Raw genomic sequence first — 20,881 nt, 5'->3', positions numbered from 1 at the left:
ACGTGGCGCCGACGTGGCGCAGGGGGCGTTCCGCCACGCGGACGGCGGCACCGCGGTCGTCTTCGAGGTGGCACCCCCCGAGGTGCTCGCGTTCGCCAAGGGCCGCTTCGCGCAGACCCGGTACCGCTTCGAGAGGACGTCGGCGCCACGTGGGCCGCCGCTCCCCACGCGGCGCGACCGTCGCCTGCCGACCGCGGCACCCACGTCTCGGTGCTCTCGTGCTCGCCCACCACCGCGGGCAGAGCACGAGCGCGCCGGGGGATCACCTTCCGACGGCGCCGCGCCCGACCCGCGCCTCGACCACCTGGCCAGTGGTGGCGGACAGCCGCGCGGCGTCGAGCACCTCGAGGGCGGCCACGGCGTCCCAGGGGTCGACCGGGAGCGGGCCCTCCCCGCGGACCGCCCGGGCGAGACCGGCGTAGAAGCTGCTCCACGAGCCGGTCCGGGAGGGGACGGGCGTGGCCGTACCGCCGCGGTACACGCGCCCCCATCGGCTCTCGGGGACCGTGCCCCAGCGCTCGCCCTCCGTGGCGGGGGTGCGCCCGGAGAGGAGCCGGTCCGCCTGGCCGTCGTCGTCCTCGACGAGGCAGGCGGCGGCGGTGCCGACGACGCGGAACCGGGAGCGGGGCTCGCCCTGCAGCGTCAGGCTGCCGACCAGGTGCGAGGTGACCCCGCCGTCGTGGTGCAGCGCGAGGAAGAAGCGGTCGTCGAGGCCGCCGTCCGGCCGGTCGTGCACCTCGGCGTACACCGACCGGACCGGCCCGAAGAGCAGGAGGGCCTGGTCGACGAGGTGGCTGCCGAGGTCGCGGAGCACACCGCCGCCGGACGTCGGGACGCCGGTCTCCGGCACGAACTGCTCGATGCGGGACTCGAAGGCGAGCACCTCGCCGAGGTCCCCGGACGCCAGGACGTCCCGGACGGTCAGGAAGTCGGCGTCCCAGCGCCGGTTCTGGTAGACGCTCAGCGGGACGCCGGCCTGCTCGGCCGCGGTGACGGCGTCCCGGGCCGTCGCCGCGTCGGGCGCGAACGGCTTGTCGCAGACCACCGGCAGCCCGCGGTCGACGGCCTCGCGGACGAGGGCGACGTGGGTGTCCAGCGGGGTGGTGATCGCGACCGCGTCGACGCCCGCGCGGGCCAGGTCCGCCAGGGAGCCGTACGCGGGGACGCCGGGGGAGTCGGCGGCCAGGTCGGCACGCCGTTCCGGCGACCGGACGACGACGCCCGCGAGTTCGCAGCCCTCGGCGTGCGCGATCAGCGGCGCGTGGAAGTACCGGCCGCCCCTGCCGTAGCCGACGAGCCCGATCCGTACCGGGGGCGGGGTCATGGGGGAGTTCCCGTCGTGAGGACCTGCGAGCGGACCGGTACGAGGACCGGCGCCGGCGGAGACGTGTCTCGCCGGCGCCGGTCGGTCCGGCGGCCTCCCTGCCGGGAGGTCCTTCTTCAGGCGTTCTGCGGGAAGCCCAGGTTCAGCCCGCCGTGGCTCGGGTCGAGCCACCGGCTGGTGATGACCTTGCCGCGGGTGAAGAAGTGCACGCCCTCGGTGCCGTGCGCGTGCGAGTCGCCGAACAGGCTGCTCTTCCACCCGCCGAAGGAGTAATAGGCCATCGGCACCGGGATCGGCACGTTGATGCCGATCATCCCGACCTCCACCTCGTTCTGGAAGCGTCGGGCGGCGCCGCCGTCGTTGGTGAAGATCGCGGTGCCGTTGCCGTACTCGTTGCGGTTGATCAGCTCGACCGCGTGCTCGTAGGTGTCCACCCGCAGGACCGAGAGGACCGGCCCGAAGATCTCGTCCTTGTAGACGCTCATGTGCGGCTCGACGTGGTCGACCAGCGTCGGGCCGAGCCAGAAGCCGTCCTCGCCGCCGTCGGGCTCCACCCGCCGGCCGTCGACGACGATCTTGGCTCCCTCCTCCTCGCCCGCGTCGACGTAGGAGGCGACCCGGTCGCGGTGCCTCTTGCTGATCAGCGGCCCCATGTCGCAGCCCTTGCGGCCGTCGCCGGTGCGCAGGGTGTGGGTGCGCTCGGCAATCCGGGCGACGAGGTCGTCGCCGACGCCGCCGACGGCGAGCACCGCGCTGATCGCCATGCACCGCTCGCCGGCGGAGCCGAACCCGGCGTTCACCGCCTGGTCGGCGGCGAGGTCCAGGTCGGCGTCGGGCAGGACCACCATGTGGTTCTTCGCGCCGCCGAGCGCCTGCACCCGCTTGTCGTGGCGGGTGCCGGTCTCGTAGACGTACTTGGCGATCGCCGTGGACCCGACGAAGGACACCGACTGGATGTCCGGGTGCTCGAGCAGCCGGTCGACGGCCACCTTGTCGCCCTGCACGACGTTGAACACGCCGTCGGGCAGCCCGGCCTCCTTCCACAGCTCGGCGATCCACAGCGACGCCGACGGGTCCTGCTCGCTGGGCTTGAGGACGACGGTGTTGCCGGTGGCGATCGCGATGGGGAAGAACCACATCGGGACCATCGCCGGGAAGTTGAACGGGCTGATGATGGCCACCGGACCGAGCGGCTGGCGCACCGAGTGGACGTCGACGTTGGTCGATGCGTTCTCGGTGAAGCCGCCGCGCATCAGGTGCGGCACGCCGCAGGCGAACTCCACGACCTCCTGGCCGCGGGAGACCTCGCCGAGGGCGTCGTCGAGGACCTTGCCGTGCTCGGCGGTGATGATCGCGGCCAGTTCGGGCTTGCGGGCGTTGAGCAGCTCGCGGAAGCGGAACAGCACCGCCGTCCGCTTGGCCAGCGAGGTGTCCCGCCAGCCGGGGTAGGCGGCGGTGGCCGCGGCGACGGCCGCGTCGACCTCGCCGACGTCGGCGAGCGCGACCTCGCCGATGACCTCGCCGGTCGCCGAGTCGGTCACGTCGCCGGTGCGGCCGCTGGCGCCCTCACGGCGGGCGCCGTCGATCCAGTGCGGGATGGAGCTGGGCATGGCTGCCTCTCTCGGTCGGTTCAGGGAGCGGTGTCGTCGGGCTGCTGGGTGTCGGGGCGGGGTGCCACGGTGTCGGAGAGCGCCTCGCCGGGGAAGTGCTTGCCGACCAGTTCGCGGATCGCGGCGAGCATCCGCACGCCGGACTCGCGGGCCTGGTCGTCCCAGCCGAAGACGCAGGTGGTGAGGACGCCGTCGAAGCCGACCCCCGCCAGGGCGGCGAAGGCCGCGTCGAAGTCGACGTCCCCGCGGCCGATCTCCATGTGCTGGTGGACGCGGACGGGATTGCCCGGCGGGTTGGTGATGTAGCGCAGCCCGTCGGAGGCGGTGTGGTCCATCGAGTCGGCGACGTGCACGTGGGTGAGCTTGTCGCCGGCGGCGGCGATGATCCCGGCCGCGTCGTCGCCCTGGTGGAACGTGTGCGGCAGGCAGTACAGGAAGGAGACGTACGGGCTGTCGATGCCGCGGACCATGTCGACGGCCGGGAGGCCGAGCTCGATGAAGTCGTCCGGGTGCGGCTCGAGCGCGAGCTTGACGCCCTCCCGCTCGAAGACCGGCAGCAGCTCCTCCATCGACCGCCAGAACATCGCCTCGGCGAGCTCCGGCGCCTCGGGGCGGCCGTTGAACTCGGAGTTCATCGTGTCCACGCCGAGCTCGACGCAGATCTCGATGGCTCGCCGCCAGTAGCGGACGGCGGCCTGCCGCTCCACCTCCCCGGGGCCCGACCAGCGCATCACGGGCAGCACCGAGGTGACGCCCACGCCGGCGGAGGACAGCTTCTTCCGGAACGCGCGCACCGTCGCGAGGTCGACCCGCGGGTGCTTGAAGAACGGGACGAAGTCCTCGCGGGGGGAGAGCTCGATCCACTCGTAACCCATCTCCGCGACGACGTCGGGCAGCTCCAGCAGCGGCGTCGTCCGCAGCATCTGCGGGTCCAGGGCGATCCTCATGACCACGTGCCTCCCCGCGCCGCCAACCGGACCTCGGTGCGCTGGCCGGAGCGCAGCGCCTGGACGCCGGCGGCGCAGACCGCCGAGGCCGCGTAGCCGTCCCACACCCCGGGGCCGTCGACGGTGCCGCGACGGGCGGCGTCCACCCAGCGCTGCAGCTCGATGTCGTAGGCCCGGCCGAAGCGCTGCCGGAAGTCCGGGGCGACGGCCGTGCCGCGCGTGGCGCCGCCGGCCCCGGCCGACTGCCGGACCAGGCCGAGGTCCAGGCCGATCATCGCGCTGCCGTCCTCGCCGACCACCTCGGTGCGCACCTCGTAGCCCACGCCGGTGCTGACGAAGCACTCGACGTCGACCACCCGGCCGCTCGTGGTCTCGAACAGCACGAGCAGCGGGTCGGAGAGCCCCTCCCGTGCGTGCCGCGTCGCCCGCGGCCGGACCACGGTCACGGCGGCGATCTCCTCGTCGAGCAGGAAGCGGGTGACGTCGACCTCGTGCACGACCGAGTCGGTGACCATCATCTCGGTGGTGAACCGCGCGTGGACGCCGGCGTTGCGGTGCGCGCAGTGGACCACCAGCGGCTCGCCGATCTCGCCGGACGCGATGAGCGTGCGCAGCTGCGCGTACTCGGGGTCGAAGCGGCGCATGAAGCCGACCTGCACCAGCCGCCGGCCGGTGCGCTCCGCGTACTCGTCCTCGGCGCGGACGAGCGCCAGCGAGCTGTCGGCGTCCATGGTCAGCGGCTTCTCGCAGAGCACCGGCTTGTCGTGCGCGATGCAGGCCAGCACCTGCTCCTCGTGGAACTCGCCGGGCGTCGCGATGACGACCGCGTCCACCTCGGGGTCGGCGATCGCGGCTCGCGGGTCGGCGACCACCCGGCAGCCCGGGACGGTCGCGGCGACCTCCTCGGCCTTGTCGGCGAAGGCGTCGCTGACGACGGTCACCCGCGCGCCGGAGATCCGGCTGTGGATGCGGGCCACGTGGTCGGCGCCCATCAGGCCCACGCCGAGCACGGCCACACGGAGCTCCGCGGCGGGGACCTCCGCCATCTCCGGCAGCACGCCGGCGGCGGTCTCGGTGGTGGTCATGCCCGGGTCCCCTCGGCGGTCGGGCGGGTCTTCGGGGCGCCGATCTCCAGCGACGGGAACCCGCAGCTCGCGATGTAGCGGTGGGTGCGCTGGGCGATGGGGAAGGGCACGTCCGGCGGGCACGGGTACAGGTCGTGCTCGACGATCGCGAACACGTCGAGGCCGAGCTCCTCGATGGCCTCCAGGAGCGGCGGGTAGTCCGGCACGCCGTTCGGCGGCTCCACCATGGCGCCCATCTTCACCGCCTCGGGCCAGACGATGTCCTCGGCCAGGACGCGGTCGATGACCGCCGGGTCGACCTGCTTGAGGTGCAGGTAGCCGATCCGCTCGGGGTAGCGGCGGATCAGGTCCAGGTTGTCGCCGCGGTAGTAGCTGACGTGCCCGGTGTCCAGGCACAGCGGCACGTACTGCGGGTCGGTGTCGGCGAGGAACCGCTCGATGTCCTCCTGGTAGCCGACGTGCGTCTCGGCGTGCGGGTGGAAGGCGATCGAGAGGCCGTACTCCTCCTGCACCGCCCGGCCCAGCTGGGTGACCCCCGTCGTCTTCGCCGTCCAGGCCTCGGGCGTGAGGTGCCGGGACTCGACGTCGGCGCCGGTCTTCTGGTCGCGGAAGGTGTCGGGGATGACGACGACGTGGGTGCCGCCCATGGCCGCGGTCAGCGCCGCGACGTCCTTGACCTGGCCCCAGACCGCGTCCCAGGAGTCCGGCCGGTGCAGGTGCTCGAACACGGTGCCGGCCGACACCTTCAGGCCGCGGGACCCCAGCTCGTCGGCCAGCTGCGCGGGGTCGGTGGGCAGGTAGCCGTAGGGGCCCAGCTCGATCCACTCGTAGCCGCAGGCGCTCACCTCGTCGAGGAACCGCTGCCAGGGCACCTGCTCCGGGTCGTCCGGGAACCAGACGCCCCACGAGTCGGGGGCCGACCCCACTTGGATGCGGGCGCGGCCAGCCGCGGGGTGCTGCGCGGTCATGTGTTCTCTCCTCCGGGGACGGGCGGGTGGCTCAGGACTGGGGGGTGTTCTCGGACGGGGCGAGGTAGGCCGGCCGCTGCACGGTCTTCCACCGCTCGTAGACCGTGCGGGCGTCCTGGGTGCTCTGCAGCGTGGCGACCTCGCTGACCGGGACGTCCCACCACGACTCGCTCGACGGCGCGTCGACCAGCGGGTCGGTCTCGACGTGCACGACCGTCGTCCGGTCGCTGGCCTTGGCCTTGCGCAGCGCCGCCTCGAAGCTGGGCCCGTCCTGGGCGACCAGCACGTCGACGCCGAGGCTGGCGGCGTTGGCGGCCAGGTCGACCGGGAGCACGTCGCCGTCGAGCCGGCCGGACGCCGACCGGTAGCGGTAGCGGGTCCCGAAGCGCTGCGAGCCCAGCGACTCCGACAGCGCGCCGATCGAGGCGAAGCCGTGGTTCTGCACCAGGACGACGACGATCTTGACGCCCTCCTGGACGGCGGTGACCAGCTCGGTCGGCATCATCAGGTAGGAGCCGTCGCCGACCATCACGAACACGTCGCGGTCGGGTGCGGCCATCCGGATGCCGATGCCGCCGGGGATCTCGTAGCCCATGCAGGAGTACCCGTACTCGACGTGGTAGCCCTTGGGGTCGCGGACCCGCCACATCTTGTGCAGGTCGCCGGGCATGGACCCGGCCGCGCAGACCACCACGTCGCGGGGGGCGGAGACCTCGTTGACGATCCCGATGACCTCGTTCTGGGTCAGCCGGCCGCCCTCGCCCGCGCTCGTGGTCTCCGGGTGGTAGGCGGCCTCGACGGTCGCCTCCCACGCGGCGGCCAGCTCGGCGGTGCGCGTGCGGTACGCGTCGTCGACCGACCACCCGGCCAGCGCCTCGGCCAGCGCGGTGATCGTCTCCCGGGCGTCGGCCTGCACGGTCACGCCGGCGTGCTTGGCGGCGTCCATCGCGGCGACGTTGACGTTCACGAACCGCACGCCGGGGTCGTTGAAGGCGGTGTGCGAGGCGGTGGTGAAGTCCTGGTAGCGGGTGCCGATCCCGATCACGACGTCGGCCTCCCGCGCCAGCGCGTTGGCCGCGGTCGTCCCGGTCGAGCCGATCGCCCCGACCGACTGCGGGTGGTCGTAGGGCAGGGCGCCCTTGCCGGCCTGGGTCTGGCCGACCGGGATGCCGGTGGCCGAGGCGAACGCGTCCAGGGCCTCGGTGGCGTGCGAGTAGATGACGCCGCCGCCGGCGACGACCAGCGGCCGGCGCGCGGACCGGATCACCTCGACGGCCCGCTCGAGGGCGGCCCGCTCGGGCAGCGGCCGCCCCACGTGCCAGGTCCGCTCGGCGAACAGCTCCACCGGCCAGTCGAACGCCTCGGCCTGCACGTCCTGCGGGAAGCAGAGCGTGACCGCGCCGGTCTCGGCCGGGTCGGTGAGCACCCGCATCGCGCTCAGCAGCGCCCCGGGCAGCTGCTCGGGCCGCCAGATGCGGTCGAAGTAGCGCGACACCGGCCGGAAGGCGTCGTTGACGGTCACGTCGCCGCTGTCGGGCCGCTCGAGCTCCTGCAGCAGCGGGCCGGCCGAGCGGGTGGCGAAGGTGTCGGCCGGCAGCAGCAGCACCGGCAGCCGGTTGATCGTCGCCAGCGCGGCGCCGGTGAGCATGTTCGTCGAGCCGGGGCCGACGCTGGTGGAGACCGCCCAGGTCTGCAGCCGGTCCCGGGTCCGGGCGTAGGCGACGGCGGTGTGCACGACGGCCTGCTCGTTGCGGCCCAGGACGTAGGGCAGCGCGCCGGGCTCGTCGATCTCGGCCTGCAGCAGCGCCTGGCCCAGGCCGGCGACGTTGCCGTGCCCGAAGATGCCGAAGCAGCCGGCGAACAGCCGCTGTCGCTGGCCGTCGCGCTCGGTGTGCTGCTGCGCCAGGAACCGGACGACGGCCTGGGCGACGGTCAGGCGCACGGTCTCGGTGCGCGCCGGCGGCGGGTACTCGCTCACGGTCGGGGGGCTCCGTTCTGGTCGGTGCCGGCGGGGGAGTGCAGGGGCAGGCGCGGGTCGACCGGCTCGTCGTCCCAGGTGCCGCGGACCCAGGCGTGCGCGGGGTCGTCGACGATCCGCCAGGCCCGCTCCGGGCCGGGGCCGGCCATGACGTTGAGGTAGTAGAGGTCGTGGCCCGGCGCGGCGATCGAGGGCCCGTGCCAGCCGTGCGGGACCAGCACGACGTCCCGGTCCCGGACCTCGGCGAGGACGTCGATCGGCCGCTCGGCGGTGCCGTACACCCGGTGGTAGGCCAGGCCCGGCTGGCCCTGCGGGCCGGGGGCGACCTCGAAGTAGTAGATCTCCTCGAGCTCGGTCTCCACGTCGGAGGTCTCGTCGTGCTTGTGCGGCGGGTACGACGACCAGTTGCCGCCCGGCGTGATGACCTCGCAGGCGATGACCGCGTCGGCGTCGAAGACGTCGGCGGTGGCGAAGTTGTTCACCTGGCGGCTGCACCGGCCGGCGCCGCGCAGCTCGACCGGCACGTCGGCGGCCGGGCCGTAGCGGACCGGGAGCCGGCGGCGTGCTCTCGCGCTGCACAGCGCGAACCGCCCGCCGTCCCGGCTGGACAGGTCGGCGGTCACGCCGAGGGGGAGGTAGGCGAAGTCGGTCGGCCCGGCGAAGACCCCGCTGCGCCCGGCGAGGGAGAGCACCTCGCCGTCGCACTCGACGGTCAGCCCACCTTCCAGGGGGACGACGACGACCTCGTCGGGGCCGGTGTCGAGGGTGGAGCTGCCACCGGCGGGCAGCTCGAGCACCCGCAGGCCGGAGTGCCCCCAGCCGGCCGACTCGGGGGTCACCTCGAGGGCGTACGGACCGGCGGCGGCGGTGCCGGCCGGCAGGTGCAGCGACGCGGTGGTCGCGGTCATGAGCTCCTCCTCGACGGTGGGGGGAACGGTGGCCCTCCGTTGACCCCGTCCCGGGCCCCGCCCCGAGCGTGCGAGGGGTGGGGAGGACGGGTCCTTCTTCAGTGGACGAGGGCGACGGCGGTGTCGACGGCGGCGGCCACGTCGTCGTCCGGCGGGTAGAGCAGGGTCCGGCCGACGACGAGGCCGCGCACGGCCGGGAGGGCGAGGGCCTCGCGCCAGCTGGCGTAGGTCTCCTCCGGCTTGCGGGAGGGGTCACCGCCCAGCAGCAGGGTCGGCAACGTCGTGGCGTCCATGACCCGCGCCATGTCCGACACCACCGGCAGCTTCAGCCAGGTGTAGGCCGAGGTGGCGCCCAGCCCCTGGGCGATGTGCACGGAGCGGATGACCGCGTCGGGGCTGAGGTCGTTGGTGACCCGGCCCTCCACCCGGCGGGAGAGGAACGGCTCGAGCATCGCCACCACCCCGGCCCGGGCCAGCTCGGTGACCGCCCGGCCCGCGGTCTCGAGCATGGCCACGGTGCCCGGGTCGTCGAGGTCGATGCGGTTGAGCATCTTCGCCGCGTCGAAGCGGGCCTCGACGACGCCGGCGACGTCGTAGCCGGTCATCCGGTCGTCCAGCTCGAAGGTGGAGCCGGCCAGCCCGCCGCGGTTCATCGAGGCGACGACGACCTTGTCCTCCAGCGCCCCCATCAGCAGCAGGTCCTCGGCGACGTCGGCCGTGGCGAGCAACCCGTCCACACCGGGGCGGTCCAGCGCGGCCCGCAGCCGGTCGAGCATCTCGGTGCGGCTGTACATCGCCGTCGGCCGGCCCTGCGCGGAGAACGCGCCGCGCGCGGGGTGGTCGGCGGCCAGCAGCATCAGCCGGCCGTCCTCCGGGAGGAACGCCGGCCGTCGGCGTCGGGCGGCCAGCGCCCGGCGGATGGCCTCCGGGTCGCGGCTGCGCAGCTCGGTGACCTCGGCGTAGGTCCGGCACACCGGCGGGGCGAACACCTCGTCGGGGGAGAGGGCGGTGTCAGACACGGGAGTCCTCCAGGGCGGCGGCGGCCGCGGCGACGTGCGCCTCGACCTCGGCGGCGGTCGGCATGGCGGTCGAGCACTCCAGCCGGGAGGCGACGATCGCGCCGGCGGCGTTGGCGTTGCGCAGCAGCTGCTCCAGCGGCAGGCCGGTGAGCAGCCCGTGGGCGAGGGAGCCGCCGAACGCGTCACCGGCGCCGAGGCCGTTGACGACGTCCACCGGCGTGGGCGGGACGACGACCCGCTCGGACCGCGTCTTGCCGAGGACGCCCCGCGGGCCCTGCTTGACGATCGCCAGCTCCACGCCGGCGTCCAGCAGCGCGTCGGCGGCCCGGTCGGGGTCGGTCTCCCCGACGGCGACCTCGCACTCCTCGCGGTTGCCGACGGCGACCGTGACGTGGGGGAGGGCGGCGCGGACCTGCTCGGTCGCCTCCTCGCGGGACGCCCAGAACACCGGCCGGTAGTCCAGGTCGAGCACGGTGTGCCGGCGGTGCCCGCGCGCCTCCCAGGCCGCGAAGTGGGCCGAGCGGCTCGGCTCCTCGGACAGCCCGGTCACCGTGGCCCAGAACAGGTCGGCGTCCCGGATGGCGTCCCGGTCGAGGTCCTCGGGGCGGATCTGCAGGTCGGGGGCCTTCGGCTGGCGGTAGAAGTACAGCGGGAAGTCGTCGGGCGGGAAGATCTCGCAGAAGGTGACCGGGGTCGGGTGCTCCGGGTCGACGACGACGAACCGGTCGTCCACCCCGAGGTCGCGCAGCGCGCGCCGCACGAACCGGCCGAAGGGGTCGTCGCCCACCCCGGTGACCAGCGCCGCGGAGTGGCCGAGGCGGGCGGCCGCGACGGCGACGTTGGCCGCGCTGCCGCCGAGGAACTTGCCGAAGGTCTCGACGTCCTCGAGCCCGACGCCGACCTGCAGGGGGTAGACGTCCACCCCGCTGCGACCCATCACCACCATCTCGAGGGCGTGTCCCACAGCTCTCCGTCCCCCTGCGTCGTCCGTCGGTGTCCTCCGGAACTGTGCTCCGCGACACACCGCGGTGTCAAGACTTTGTAAAGACATACGCGCAATAAGACGTGGAGATGTCGGGCTGCCCCGATGAGGTGAGGACAGGACGGGGGGTCGAGGTGGGATCATGGCTCCGCGGGGCGCCCCAGGGGTCGGTCGAACCCGCGGCGCCCGCTCCGAGGAGGGACCGGTGGCACCTGTGCTCACGTTCGACATCGACCGCTCCAGTCCGACGCCGCTGTACTTCCAGCTCGCGCAGGCGATCGAGGGCGCGATCACCGGCGGCGCGCTGCCGGCGGGCTCGCGACTGGAGAACGAGGTCCTCCTCGCCCAGCGCTACGGGCTCTCCCGCCCGACGGTCCGGCGCGCGGTGCAGGAGCTGGTCGACAAGGGGTTGCTGGTCCGCAAGCGCGGGGTCGGCACGCAGGTCATCCAGCCGCACGTGCGCCGCTCGGTGGAGCTGACCAGCCTCTATGACGACCTGTCCCGGGCCGGCGAGGCGCCGACCACCGAGGTCCTCTCGCTGGACCGCCACCCCGCGCCGGCCGACGTCGCCGAGGAGCTCGACATCGCCGAGGGTGACGAGATCGTGGTGGTGCGGCGGCTGCGCCGCTCCCGCGGCGAGCCCCTCGCGCTGCTGACCAACCACCTGCCCGGCCGCTTCCGGCCGACGGTCGAGGACCTCGTCGACCGCGGCCTCTACCAGTACCTGCGCGCCCAGGGCGTGCACCTGCGCGTCGCCCACCAACGCATCGGTGCGCGGCTGGCCCGCGCCGAGGAGGCCCGGCTGCTCGACGAGCCGCCCCGGTCGGCCCTGCTGACCATGTCGCGGACGGCCTTCGACGACCAGGGCGTGGCCATCGAGTACGGCCGGCACGTCTACCGCGCCTCCCGGTACGACTTCGAGACGACGCTCGTGGGCCGCTGATCCGCCCGCGGGCCCGGCGCCCTCGACAGGCACCCGTATGTCCTGACATGGTGGAGTGACGGAGGTCACTCCTCCTGCCCGCCGGGTGGGAGCACCTCCCACGTCTTCGGAGGAGAGGGCATGCCCGCACGGCACCGCGTCGTCGTCGTCGGTGGCGGGTTCGGCGGTCTGAACGTCACCCGGGCGCTGGCCCGCGCCGACGTCGACGTCACCGTCGTGGACCGCACCAACCACCACCTGTTCCAGCCGCTGCTGTACCAGGTCGCGGCCGGCATCCTGCCGCCCGGGCAGATCGCGCCGGCGCTGCGCCGCGTCGTCCGGCGCCAGCGCAACGCCCGCGTCGTCCTCGCCGAGGTCACCGACGTCGACCTCGACCATCGGGTCGTGCACGCCGCCGCGCCGGACGGCGAGGAGCTGCAGCTGCCCTACGACACGCTGGTCGTGGCCGCCGGCGCGACCCACTCCTACTTCGGCAAGGACGGCTTCGCCGAGTACGCGCCCGGCATGAAGACCGTCGAGGACGCCCGCTACCTGCGCGACGCGATCCTGTCGAAGTTCGAGATGGCGGAGCTGACCACCGACCCGGTCGAGCGGGCGGAGTGGCTGACCTTCGTCGTGGTCGGGGCCGGGCCGACCGGTGTCGAGCTGGTCGGGCAGGTGGCCGAGCTCGCGCACACGGTGCTGCCCCGCGACTTCCGGTCGGTGGACACCCGCGAGGCCCGGATCCTGCTGCTGGAGGGGGCGGGGGCGGTGCTGCCGCCGTTCGCGCCCAAGCTGCAGGAGTACACGCGGCGTCGGCTCGAGGAGATGGGCGTCGAGGTGCGGGTGCGCACGCTGGCCGTCGACATGGACCACGACTCGATCACCGTCGAGGGGCCCGACGGGCGGGAGACGATCCGGGCGCGGACGCGGATCTGGGCGGCGGGGGTGCAGGCCTCACCGCTCGCGGAGCTGCTCGGCGAGCGGACCGGAGCCGGGGTCGACCGCGCTGGGCGCCTCGCCGTCCGGCCGGACTGCTCGCTGCCCGGCCACCCCGAGGTCTTCGCCATCGGCGACATGGTCGCCCTCGAGGGCGTGCCGGCCGTCGCGCAACCGGCGCTCCAGGAGGGGCGCTACGTCGGCCGGCTGATCGCGGCCCGGCTGCGCGGGGAGCCGCTCCCGGGTCCGTTCCGGTACCGCGACAAGGGCTCGATGGCCACCATCGGTCACCGGTCGGCCGTGGCCGACGTCCGCGGCCTCACGGTCACCGGCTTCCCGGCGTACCTGCTCTGGGCCTTCGTGCACGTGCTCTACCTGGTCGGCTGGGGCAACCGGGTGGCGACGCTGTTCAGCTGGATCCGGGCCCTCTGGCTGTCGGAGAACCGCGGCCACCGGGTGATCACCTTCGACTCGGCCGCCAAGCTGACCGAGGGACGGACGGGCTCGGGGCGGCCGGCGCACATCCTGCCGCGCCGACGAGGGGCCCCGGCATGATCTGAGGACGCCGGGGGAGCGCCCGAGCCGTGGCACTGGCCACATCTGCTACCCCGTGGTGGGGACACTCACATGCTGCGGACGAGATCTGCCAAGCGGGTTGTCCGAACATGGAGGTGCGGCACGACGCCGTCCTCCCACCCCCCAGCACGGAGACCGCCATGTCCTCCAGCCTCCTCGGCTCCCTCGGCCGGGCCCGCGCCGAGCGCCGCGCCCGCCGCGTCCTCGAGCAGGAGCTCGCCGACTACGCCACCCCCGCCGACCGTGACGAGCTCGCGGCCCTGATCGCCGGCCGCGGGTCGGCCGACAGCGAGGCTGCCGGCATCCTCGCCGGTCAGGCCCGCGTGCAGCTGTTCCGCGCCAGCTGACGAGAGGACCCCGTCCTCCTCACCCCTCGCACGCTCCGGGCGAGCCTCGGGACGGGGCCTCAGGTGAAGGGGTTCTCGCCCGCTTCGATCTGCGCGGCGAACTCCTCGATCGCCGTGCGGTCCGGGGTGGCGCCGGCCTGGCGCACCACGGCCTCCAGCGCCGCGGTGACCTCCTCGGCCGGCCGGCCGGACAGCCGCTCACCGACCTCGGCCAGCGCGGGGGCGACCCGCTCGCTGACCAGTTCCGCCCGGCGCGGTACCGGCGGCTGCAGGTACCGCAGCAGCTCGCGCTGCAGGTCTCCTCTCGTCCGGCGCACCCCGCACCTCCTCGCCGGCTCGCTGCGCGGTCCCGCCTGCCGGCGCCGCGTCGCTGTGGACTGTGTCACATCCCGCCTCAGGCCTGGGGCGGGCGGGGCGGCTTCCGTAGCCTCGACAGCAGGCCGTCGCAACCAACCCGGCCCCCGCTTCCCGGGGCGCCCGTCGTGGGGAGAGGTCCCATCACCCTTCGTCATCCTCCGGTCCGCAGGCGCTCGGTGCGCAGCACGGACGGGACGCTCATCGGTGCGTGGTCGAACGAGCAGGACGGTGTGCCCGTCCTCCTGTGCAACGGCCTGGGGGCCTCGGCCGCGGCGTGGTCCGCCCTGCTCGCCCGGGACAGCGGCTTCCGCGTGGTCGGGTGGGACCACCGCGGGCTGGGCGCCTCCGAGCGGCCCCGGGACCCGGAGCGGGTGCAGGTCGAGGACCACGTCGCGGACGCCCGAGCGGTCCTCGAGGCCTTCGACCTGCCGTCGGCGCTCGTCGTCGGCTGGTCGCTGGGCGTCAACGTCGCCTTCGAGCTGGCGCTGGAGGACCCGCAGCGGGTCCGCGGCGTCATGTCCGTGGCCGGCGTCCCCGGCGGCAGCTTCTCGTCCCTGTTCGGGTCGCTCGGCCTGCCGCGCCGGCTGCGGGCGTCGGCCGGGCGGCACGGCAGCCGGCTGCTGCCGATCGTCGGGCCGTTCCTGCCGCTGGTCACCGGGAGCCTGCAGCAGTGGCAGCCCCTGCTGTCCCTGGCCGCTCCCGACCGCGGGGCCGACGCGACCCGGCTGGCCGGCCTGCTCGCGGTCGCGCACGAGTTCGCCGGCCAGGACTGGGCCTGGTTCCGGCACATGGCCGTGGCCTCCGGCGACCACGCCCCGCTCGACCTGTCGCCGCTGAGCTGTCCGGTCACCTTCCTGGCCGGCCGGCACGACGTGCTGGTCGACGTCGCCGACGTCCGGGCCGCGGCGCACAGCCTCCCGGGCGCCCGGTACCGCGAGTACCCGGCCTCGCACTTCCTGCCGCTGGAGCGGCCGGACGCGATGGTCGACGAGCTCCGCCGGCTCGCCGGGACGGCCCGCACCGTCGCGGCCTGAGACCTCGATCGCCCCGCTGAGCGCAACTCACCGACCAGTTCGGCAACCGGGGTTTCGTCGACCGGACCGCGGGAACACAGAGAGTGAACCGGCCCCGGCGTGGCCGTGGAACCCCCGCGCCGGGGCCGTGCCGTGTCCGCGGCCGGGCTCAGCCGGCAGGCCACCACGGCAGCCGGCCGGGGCAGCACCGCGCCGTCCTCTGACCACCCGGCCTGCGACGGCGACCGGCTCGGGCCGGTCGCCGTCGGTAGCGTCACCGGCATGACGGGCGTGGACGACCAGGGGCGTCCCGAGCCACCGCTGGCCGGTGACGAGACCGCCACGCTGCTCGGCTTCCTGGACCACCAGCGGGCGACCCTGGCGTGGAAGTGCCGAGGACTCGACGCGGCGGGGCTGCGGACGACGGTCGGCGTCTCGTCGGTGACCCTCGGCGGGCTGCTCAAGCACCTCGCCTACGTCGAGGACGACTGGTCCACGCGGTGGCTGCACGGGCGGGACCGGCTGCCCCCGTGGAACGCCGTCGACTGGAGCGCCGACCCCGACTGGGACTGGCACTCGGCCGCCGAGGACACCCCCGAGCAGCTCCGGCGCCTGTGGGAGGACGCGGTCGCGCGGTCGCGTGCAGCGATCGCGGAGGCGCTCGCCGACGGGGGCCTGGGGCGACCGACCCGGCGCGCCTGGCCCGACGGGCGGGCGCCGAGCCTGCGGTGGCTCCTCGTCCACCTGATCGAGGAGTACGCGCGGCACAACGGGCACGCCGACCTGCTGCGGGAGGCCGTGGACGGCCGCACGGGGGAGTAGGGCCCTGCGGGTCAGGAGCTCCCGTCGGGGAGCAGCCGCCGGACCGTCGCGGACCGGCGCAGCGCCACCGGCCGCCCGGCCCGCTCGGCGGCAGCGAGGGTGTCGCGCAGGAGGTCCAGCCCCGAGCCGGACAGCGAGGTCACCGAACCGGCGTCGATGCCGGCCACCCGCACCGGCTCGCGGCCGTAGCGCCGCAGGAACGTGTCGACGACGGCCTCGTCGACCGCGCCGGCCAGGCACAGCACGCCGCCGTCGGAGGTGTTCAGCAGTCGGACGACGCCGCGCGCGCCCGGGGTGTCCGCGCTCACGACCCCAGTGTGCCGGTGCCGCGCTGGACGCGTGGGCGTCGTCGACGACCACGACTCCGCGGCGGAGCGCCACCGCGTGGGCGCGGCCGGAACCCGGGCGCACGCCGCCGTCCGGTGAGGGGCCCGGCCGCCGGGTAGGGAGGAGCGCGTGGACTGGCTCTCCGACCCGGGCTACTGGTGGAGCCGGCTGGTGTTCACCCGCGGCCTGGCGCTGGTCTACCTGGTCGCCTTCGTGGCGGCACTGCGCCAGTTCCGCCCGCTGATCGGCACCCGCGGGATGCTGCCGGTGCCTCGCTTCCTGGCCCGGACGCCGTTCCGCCGGGCGCCGAGCCTGTTCGCCCTGCACTGGTCGGACCGCTTCTTCGCCGCCGTCTGCTGGGCCGGCATCGCGTGCTCGGCGGCCGCGCTGGCCGGTCTGGTCGAGCAGGCGCCGCTGTGGGCCTGGATGGCGGTCTGGGCGCTGATGTGGGGGCTGTACCTGTCGATCGTCAACGTGGGGCAGATCTGGTACGGCTTCGGCTGGGAGTCCCTGCTGCTCGAGGCGGGCTTCCTCGCGGTCCTCCTCGGGCCGGCGGACGTCGCACCGCCGGTCCTGGTGCTGTGGCTGCTGCGCTGGCTGCTGTTCCGGCTGGAGTTCGGGGCCGGCCTGATCAAGCTGCGCGGCGACCCCTGCTGGCGGGACCTGACCTGCCTGCGCTACCACCACGAGACCCAGCCGATGCCCAACCCCGCGAGCTGGTGGTTCCACCACCTCAGCCCGCGACTGCACAGGGTGGAGGTCCTCGCCAACCACGCCACCCAGCTGGTCGTCGTGTGGGGGCTGCTGATGCCGCAGCCGGTGGCCACCGTCGCGGCGCTGGTCGTCATCGTGACCCAGGGGTACCTGGTGCTCAGCGGCAACTTCGCCTGGCTGAACTGGCTCACCCTGGTCCTCGCGACGTCGGTGGTGGACGGCCGGGTCTGGGCCGCGGTGCTGCCGGTGGACCCGCCGGCGCAGCTGACCGCACCCACCTGGCACACGGCCCTCGTCGTGGGGGTCGCCGCGGGGTTGCTGGTGCTGAGCTGGCGGCCGGCCCGGAACCTGCTGTCGCGGCGGCAGAAGATGAACGCCAGCTTCGACCCGCTGCACCTGGTGAACACCTACGGCGCGTTCGGGTCGGTCACGCGCACCCGCTACGAGGCGGTCGTGGAGGGGACCGACGACCCCCGCCCCGGCCCGGACACCGTCTGGCGGGAGTACGAGTTCCGCGGCAAGCCCGGCGACGTGCACCGCCGTCCGCCGCAGTACGCGCCCTACCACCTGCGGCTGGACTGGCTGATGTGGTTCGTCGGCATCGACCCCGGCTACGGCAGCCGCTGGCTGCGGCCCTTCCTCCGGCTGCTGCTGGAGGGGGACCGGGCCACGCTGCGGCTGCTGCGCCGGTCGCCCTTCCCGCCGGAGGCGCCCCCGGCGTTCGTGCGGATCCGGCTGTACCGCTACCGCTTCACCACGCGGCAGGAGCGGCGGGAGACCGGCGCCTGGTGGTCGCGCACCCCGGCCGGCGTCCTGGTGGACCCGGTGTCGCTGCACCAGCTGACGTCGCGCTGATCCGGGCCGCCCCGGTTCGTCGGGGCTCGTTCAACCGCCGGTCACGTCGGAGCCGGAGGGACGTCGCGCTCGGCCGCGAGCGTTCCCGGCGTGATCGCTCCCGATCTCCTGCGCGGCCGCCCCGCCGCACCCGTCGCCCGCGCCTCCGCGACCTGCCCCCGGTCGCTCGCCGACGCCCTGCACGCCGGCGCCACCAGCGTCGAGGTGCCCGTCTGGCTGGTCGGCGGCGAGCTCCGCGTCGGCCGCGACGCGGCGGACACCCGGCGCGGGGCCATTCTGCAGGCGCTGTACCTGGCCCCGCTGGTCGCCCGGGTCGCCGCGCTCGGGGGCTCGGTGCACCCCGGCTGGGCCGGTTCGCTGCAGCTGCTCGTCGACGTCCGGACCGACGGGCGGGCGACCCACGCCGTGCTGGAGGAGCTGCTCCGCCGGTACCCGCGGCTGGTGACGCACTGGACCGGGGGGTCGTCCGGCGCCGCCCGGTCGCCGTGGTCGTCACCGGCAACCGCCCGCCGCTGGCGCTCGCGGCCCGGCGGCTGCGGTTCTGCGCCCTCGAGGGCCGGCTGTCCGACCTCGGCACCCGGTTCCCGCCGGCTCTGGTGCCCGTCGTCAGCGACGACTGGGACGTCCGCTCTCCCTGGAGCGGCGCCGGGCCCATGCCCGCCGAGCAGCGCGAGGACCTGCAGGCCCTCGCCGTCGCGGCGCACGCGCGCGGCCACCGGGTGCGGTTCCGGGGGACCCCCGAGGGCCCGTCCGCGGTCCGCGAGGCCGTGTGGGCCGAGCTGCTCGCGGCCGGCGTCGACCACATCGGCAGCGGCTCCCCCCAGGCCCTGCAGGGGTTCCTCGCCCGTGCCGACGCCGGGGTGGACGAGCACGTCGCCTGAGGGCGGACCACGCCCTAGCGTGGCGGCGTGCGGATCGCCTCGCTCCTGCCGGCCGCCACGGAGATCGTGACGGCGCTGGGCCTGGCCGACCGTCTCGTGGCGGTGACCTTCGAGTGCGCCGCCGAGGCCCGGGCGCGCTGCCCGGTCGTCGTGGACACGGTGATCCCGCCGGACCTCGGTCCCGCCGAGATCGACGCGGTGGTGCACGACCGGGCCGCGCGGGGGCTCCCGCTGTACGAGCTGGACCGCGCGGCGCTGGCCGCGGCCGACCCGGACCTCGTCCTCACGCAGGACCTCTGCCGCGTCTGCGCCCTCCCCGCGGCGACGGTGGAGGAGGCCTGCCGCGCCATCGGCACCGACGCCGCGGTGCTGTCGCTGGACCCGCACAGCCTTGGGGACGTGCTGGACGCCGTGGCCGCGGTCGGCCGCGCGGCCGGTGCCGCCGCAGCCGCGGACGCGCTCGTCGACGACCTGCGGGCCCGGCTGCGGGAGGTCCAGCGCGCGGTCGCGGGCCGGCCGCGGCCCCGGGTGCTCGTGCTGGAGTGGACCGACCCGCCCTACCTGGCCGGGCACTGGGTGCCCGAGCTGGTGCGCCGGGCCGGCGGGGAGCCGGTGGGCGCGGTCGAGGGCGGGCGCAGCGTCGCGTCGACCTGGCCGGACCTGCCGGCCGCCGACCTCGTCGTCGTGGCGCCGTGCGGGATGGGGCTGGCGGCGGCCCTCGACCAGTGCGGCGTGGTCGCCGGGCACCTCCCGGGGGTGCCGCTGCTCGCGATCGACTCGGCCGGCTACGTGGTGCAGGCCGGGCCCGCCCTCGTCGACGGGGTGGCGGCGCTGGCCTGGGCGCTGCACCCCGACGCCGTCCCGGCGCCTCCGCCCGGCCGCGTGGCACGCCCGGCCGGCTGACCGCTCACGCCGTCGCGGCTCCCTCGAGGAGCAGGTCCAGGAACGCCCGGGCGCTGGGGGGTGGAGGGAGCCGGGGCCCGGTGCACCAGACCGACGGCGTGCCGGGCGGCGGGGTCGTCGACGGGCAGGACGGCGACACCCGGCGCCTCCGCGGCGGTCGACGCGGGCACCAGCCCGGCGCCGAAGCCGAGCCCGGCGAACCGGACGACGGCGTCGGAGCTGCGGAGCTCGAAGGCGACGGTCCGCTCCACCCCGGCCCCGGGTGAAGGCCGCGTCGACCTGAAGGCGGAGGCCCGACTCGTCGCGCATCTCCACGAACGGTCCGGTCGCGGCGAGGTCCCGCAGCGAGACGCCGGCGCGGCCGGCCAGCGGGGAGGTCGGCGCGACGACGGCCCCGACCCGGCGAACGCGTCGAGCTCGGCGCGGGCCCCCCAGGCGCCGCGGAGCAGGCCCGGGCGTGGGGGAGGAGCAGCTCCCCGGCGGGGGCCAGCCGGACCGAGCGGCTGGTGCGGTGGAACAGCGTCACGTCCAGCTCCCGCTCCAGCCGCGCGACCTGCGCGCCCAGCGCGGACGGCCACCACGTACTCCAGCTGGGCGCAGGTCCGTTCGCCGTCTCCGATCCCCGGGGCCGCAGCCGTGCGCCGGACAGTCTGCCGGGCGGAGCCTGCAGGCCATGTGTCGACAGGATTGTTGACAATTCTGTCGGCGGGTTTAGGGTCGTCCGCAGAGGTCACGGGAGGTCGCATGGAGGACGGGGCGCACGGTCGCGTCGCGGCCGAGAGCCGGCTGCGCGAGGCGATCACCCGCGGCGACCTGCCCCCGGGGCATCGGCTGGTCGAGGGCGAGCTCGCCGAGTCCTGCAGCGTGACCCGCAACGCCGTCCGCCTCGCGCTCGACGCGCTGATCGCCGACGGGCTGGTCGAGCGGATCCCCAACCGCGGCGCCCGGGTGCGCACGGTCTCCGTGGCCGAGGCGATCGAGATCACCGAGTGCCGCGCGGTGCTCGAGGGCCTGCTGGCCGCGAAGGCCGCCGAGCGCGTCACCGACGAGGAGGTCGACCGGCTGCGCGACCGGTGCGACCGCATGCAGCACGCCCTGGCCGACGGCGACCTGCTCGGGTACTCCGCGCGGGTCGCCGACCTGCACGCCGCCATCCGCGAGGCGGCCCGCCAGGCCACGGCCGGACGGCTGATCGAGCGGCTGCAGGCGCAGATCGTGCGCCACCAGTTCCAGCTGTCGCTGCGGCCCGGCCGGGCACAGCAGTCCTTCTCCGAACTCCGCCGGGTCGTCGAGGCCATCGCCGACCGCGACCCGGCGGCGGCCGAGGCGGCGGCGCGCGGCCACTTCCGCAGCGTCGTCGCCGCCCTCGCCGAGTCCGTCTGAGGTCCTTTCCCCACCCCGAGG

At 75.0% G+C, this 20,881-nt stretch carries 21 protein-coding genes and 1 pseudogene; 9 read left to right on the top strand and 13 right to left on the bottom strand.

What is annotated here, in order from left to right:
- Positions 1-262: 262 nt before the first annotated feature.
- The 9 genes from ACI782_RS19925 to iolC form a co-directional block, all read right to left on the bottom strand.
- Positions 263-1,324, bottom strand: a complete 1,062-nt coding sequence (locus ACI782_RS19925) for a Gfo/Idh/MocA family protein (RefSeq protein ID WP_456911824.1) — start codon at positions 1,322-1,324, stop codon at positions 263-265.
- A 116-nt stretch (positions 1,325-1,440) separates the two neighbouring features.
- Positions 1,441-2,934 (bottom strand): CoA-acylating methylmalonate-semialdehyde dehydrogenase, encoded by a 1,494-nt coding sequence (locus ACI782_RS19920; protein ID WP_456911823.1) that lies wholly within the window; start codon positions 2,932-2,934, stop codon positions 1,441-1,443.
- A gap of 20 nt (positions 2,935-2,954) precedes the next feature.
- Positions 2,955-3,881 carry a sugar phosphate isomerase/epimerase family protein gene (locus ACI782_RS19915; RefSeq protein WP_456911822.1) on the bottom strand — a complete coding sequence of 309 codons (927 nt, stop codon included), beginning with the start codon at positions 3,879-3,881 and terminating at the stop codon, positions 2,955-2,957.
- Positions 3,878-4,966 carry a Gfo/Idh/MocA family protein gene (locus ACI782_RS19910; RefSeq protein ID WP_456911821.1) on the bottom strand — a complete coding sequence of 363 codons (1,089 nt, stop codon included), beginning with the start codon at positions 4,964-4,966 and terminating at the stop codon, positions 3,878-3,880. The genes ACI782_RS19915 and ACI782_RS19910 overlap by 4 nt, the downstream gene beginning before the upstream one ends.
- Positions 4,963-5,934 (bottom strand): sugar phosphate isomerase/epimerase family protein, encoded by a 972-nt coding sequence (locus tag ACI782_RS19905; RefSeq protein ID WP_456911820.1) that lies wholly within the window; start codon positions 5,932-5,934, stop codon positions 4,963-4,965. The genes ACI782_RS19910 and ACI782_RS19905 overlap by 4 nt, the downstream gene beginning before the upstream one ends.
- A gap of 31 nt (positions 5,935-5,965) precedes the next feature.
- A complete protein-coding gene (gene iolD, locus ACI782_RS19900) occupies positions 5,966-7,912 on the bottom strand; it encodes a 3D-(3,5/4)-trihydroxycyclohexane-1,2-dione acylhydrolase (decyclizing) (protein WP_456911819.1) in 1,947 nt (648 codons plus the stop codon).
- Entirely contained in the window at positions 7,909-8,820 is a 912-nt protein-coding gene (gene iolB / locus ACI782_RS19895; protein WP_456911818.1) for a 5-deoxy-glucuronate isomerase, read from the bottom strand. The genes iolD and iolB overlap by 4 nt, the downstream gene beginning before the upstream one ends.
- A gap of 98 nt (positions 8,821-8,918) precedes the next feature.
- The gene (locus ACI782_RS19890; protein WP_456911817.1) at positions 8,919-9,839 is read right to left on the bottom strand and encodes a class I fructose-bisphosphate aldolase; all 921 of its coding nucleotides are present in this window, start codon (positions 9,837-9,839) and stop codon (positions 8,919-8,921) included.
- Positions 9,832-10,803 (bottom strand): 5-dehydro-2-deoxygluconokinase, encoded by a 972-nt coding sequence (iolC, locus tag ACI782_RS19885; protein WP_456911816.1) that lies wholly within the window; start codon positions 10,801-10,803, stop codon positions 9,832-9,834. Before iolC ends, ACI782_RS19890 begins: the two co-directional genes overlap by 8 nt.
- A 223-nt stretch (positions 10,804-11,026) precedes the next feature.
- Here iolC and ACI782_RS19880 point away from each other — a divergent pair, with 223 nt between their 5' ends.
- The 3 genes from ACI782_RS19880 (at position 11,027) to ACI782_RS19870 (ending at position 13,605) form a co-directional block, all read left to right on the top strand.
- Positions 11,027-11,764 (top strand): GntR family transcriptional regulator, encoded by a 738-nt coding sequence (locus ACI782_RS19880; protein ID WP_456911815.1) that lies wholly within the window; start codon positions 11,027-11,029, stop codon positions 11,762-11,764.
- Between the two features lie 120 nt (positions 11,765-11,884).
- A complete protein-coding gene (locus ACI782_RS19875) occupies positions 11,885-13,237 on the top strand; it encodes an NAD(P)/FAD-dependent oxidoreductase (protein ID WP_456911814.1) in 1,353 nt (450 codons plus the stop codon).
- A gap of 161 nt (positions 13,238-13,398) precedes the next feature.
- The gene (locus ACI782_RS19870) at positions 13,399-13,605 is read left to right on the top strand and encodes a hypothetical protein (RefSeq protein ID WP_456911813.1); all 207 of its coding nucleotides are present in this window, start codon (positions 13,399-13,401) and stop codon (positions 13,603-13,605) included.
- Between the two features lie 59 nt (positions 13,606-13,664).
- Here ACI782_RS19870 and ACI782_RS19865 read toward each other — a convergent pair whose 3' ends face one another.
- Complete coding sequence (locus tag ACI782_RS19865) at positions 13,665-13,922, bottom strand: hypothetical protein (RefSeq protein WP_456911812.1); 258 nt, start codon at positions 13,920-13,922, stop codon at positions 13,665-13,667.
- A 216-nt stretch (positions 13,923-14,138) separates the two neighbouring features.
- Here ACI782_RS19865 and ACI782_RS19860 point away from each other — a divergent pair, with 216 nt between their 5' ends.
- Together ACI782_RS19860 and ACI782_RS19855 are read left to right on the top strand one after the other, a co-directional pair.
- Positions 14,139-14,996 (top strand): alpha/beta fold hydrolase, encoded by an 858-nt coding sequence (locus tag ACI782_RS19860; protein ID WP_456911811.1) that lies wholly within the window; start codon positions 14,139-14,141, stop codon positions 14,994-14,996.
- Positions 14,997-15,257: 261 nt separating this feature from the next.
- Positions 15,258-15,797 carry a DinB family protein gene (locus tag ACI782_RS19855; protein ID WP_456911810.1) on the top strand — a complete coding sequence of 180 codons (540 nt, stop codon included), beginning with the start codon at positions 15,258-15,260 and terminating at the stop codon, positions 15,795-15,797.
- Positions 15,798-15,808: 11 nt separating this feature from the next.
- Here ACI782_RS19855 and ACI782_RS19850 read toward each other — a convergent pair whose 3' ends face one another.
- Complete coding sequence (locus ACI782_RS19850; protein ID WP_456911809.1) at positions 15,809-16,105, bottom strand: hypothetical protein; 297 nt, start codon at positions 16,103-16,105, stop codon at positions 15,809-15,811.
- A gap of 148 nt (positions 16,106-16,253) precedes the next feature.
- Between ACI782_RS19850 and ACI782_RS19845 the strand changes: the two genes are divergently transcribed.
- The 3 genes from ACI782_RS19845 (at position 16,254) to ACI782_RS19835 (ending at position 19,477) form a co-directional block, all read left to right on the top strand.
- On the top strand, positions 16,254-17,693 hold the full coding sequence (locus tag ACI782_RS19845; protein ID WP_456911808.1) for a lipase maturation factor family protein: 1,440 nt from the start codon (positions 16,254-16,256) through the stop codon (positions 17,691-17,693).
- 485 nt (positions 17,694-18,178) lie between these two features.
- Positions 18,179-18,574: a hypothetical protein gene (locus ACI782_RS19840; RefSeq protein ID WP_456911807.1), complete on the top strand. Its 396-nt coding sequence runs from the start codon at positions 18,179-18,181 to the stop codon at positions 18,572-18,574.
- Positions 18,575-18,601: 27 nt separating this feature from the next.
- Positions 18,602-19,477, top strand: a complete 876-nt coding sequence (locus tag ACI782_RS19835; protein ID WP_456911806.1) for an ABC transporter substrate-binding protein — start codon at positions 18,602-18,604, stop codon at positions 19,475-19,477.
- Here ACI782_RS19835 and ACI782_RS19830 read toward each other — a convergent pair.
- Positions 19,360-19,728 (bottom strand): LysR substrate-binding domain-containing protein, encoded by a 369-nt coding sequence (locus ACI782_RS19830; RefSeq protein WP_456911805.1) that lies wholly within the window; start codon positions 19,726-19,728, stop codon positions 19,360-19,362. The genes ACI782_RS19835 and ACI782_RS19830 overlap by 118 nt on opposite strands.
- 233 nt (positions 19,729-19,961) lie before the next feature.
- A pseudogene (locus tag ACI782_RS19825) lies at positions 19,962-20,174 on the bottom strand (helix-turn-helix domain-containing protein); the annotation flags it as partial.
- Between the two features lie 47 nt (positions 20,175-20,221).
- Between ACI782_RS19825 and ACI782_RS19820 the strand changes: the two are divergent.
- On the top strand, positions 20,222-20,860 hold the full coding sequence (locus tag ACI782_RS19820; protein WP_456911804.1) for a GntR family transcriptional regulator: 639 nt from the start codon (positions 20,222-20,224) through the stop codon (positions 20,858-20,860).
- The last annotated feature ends 21 nt before the right edge of the window (positions 20,861-20,881 follow it).

This window comes from Geodermatophilus sp. SYSU D00703 (assembly GCF_054050155.1).
Note: the sequence above shows the minus strand (reverse complement) of the source record. Positions and strands in the feature narration are given on the sequence as shown.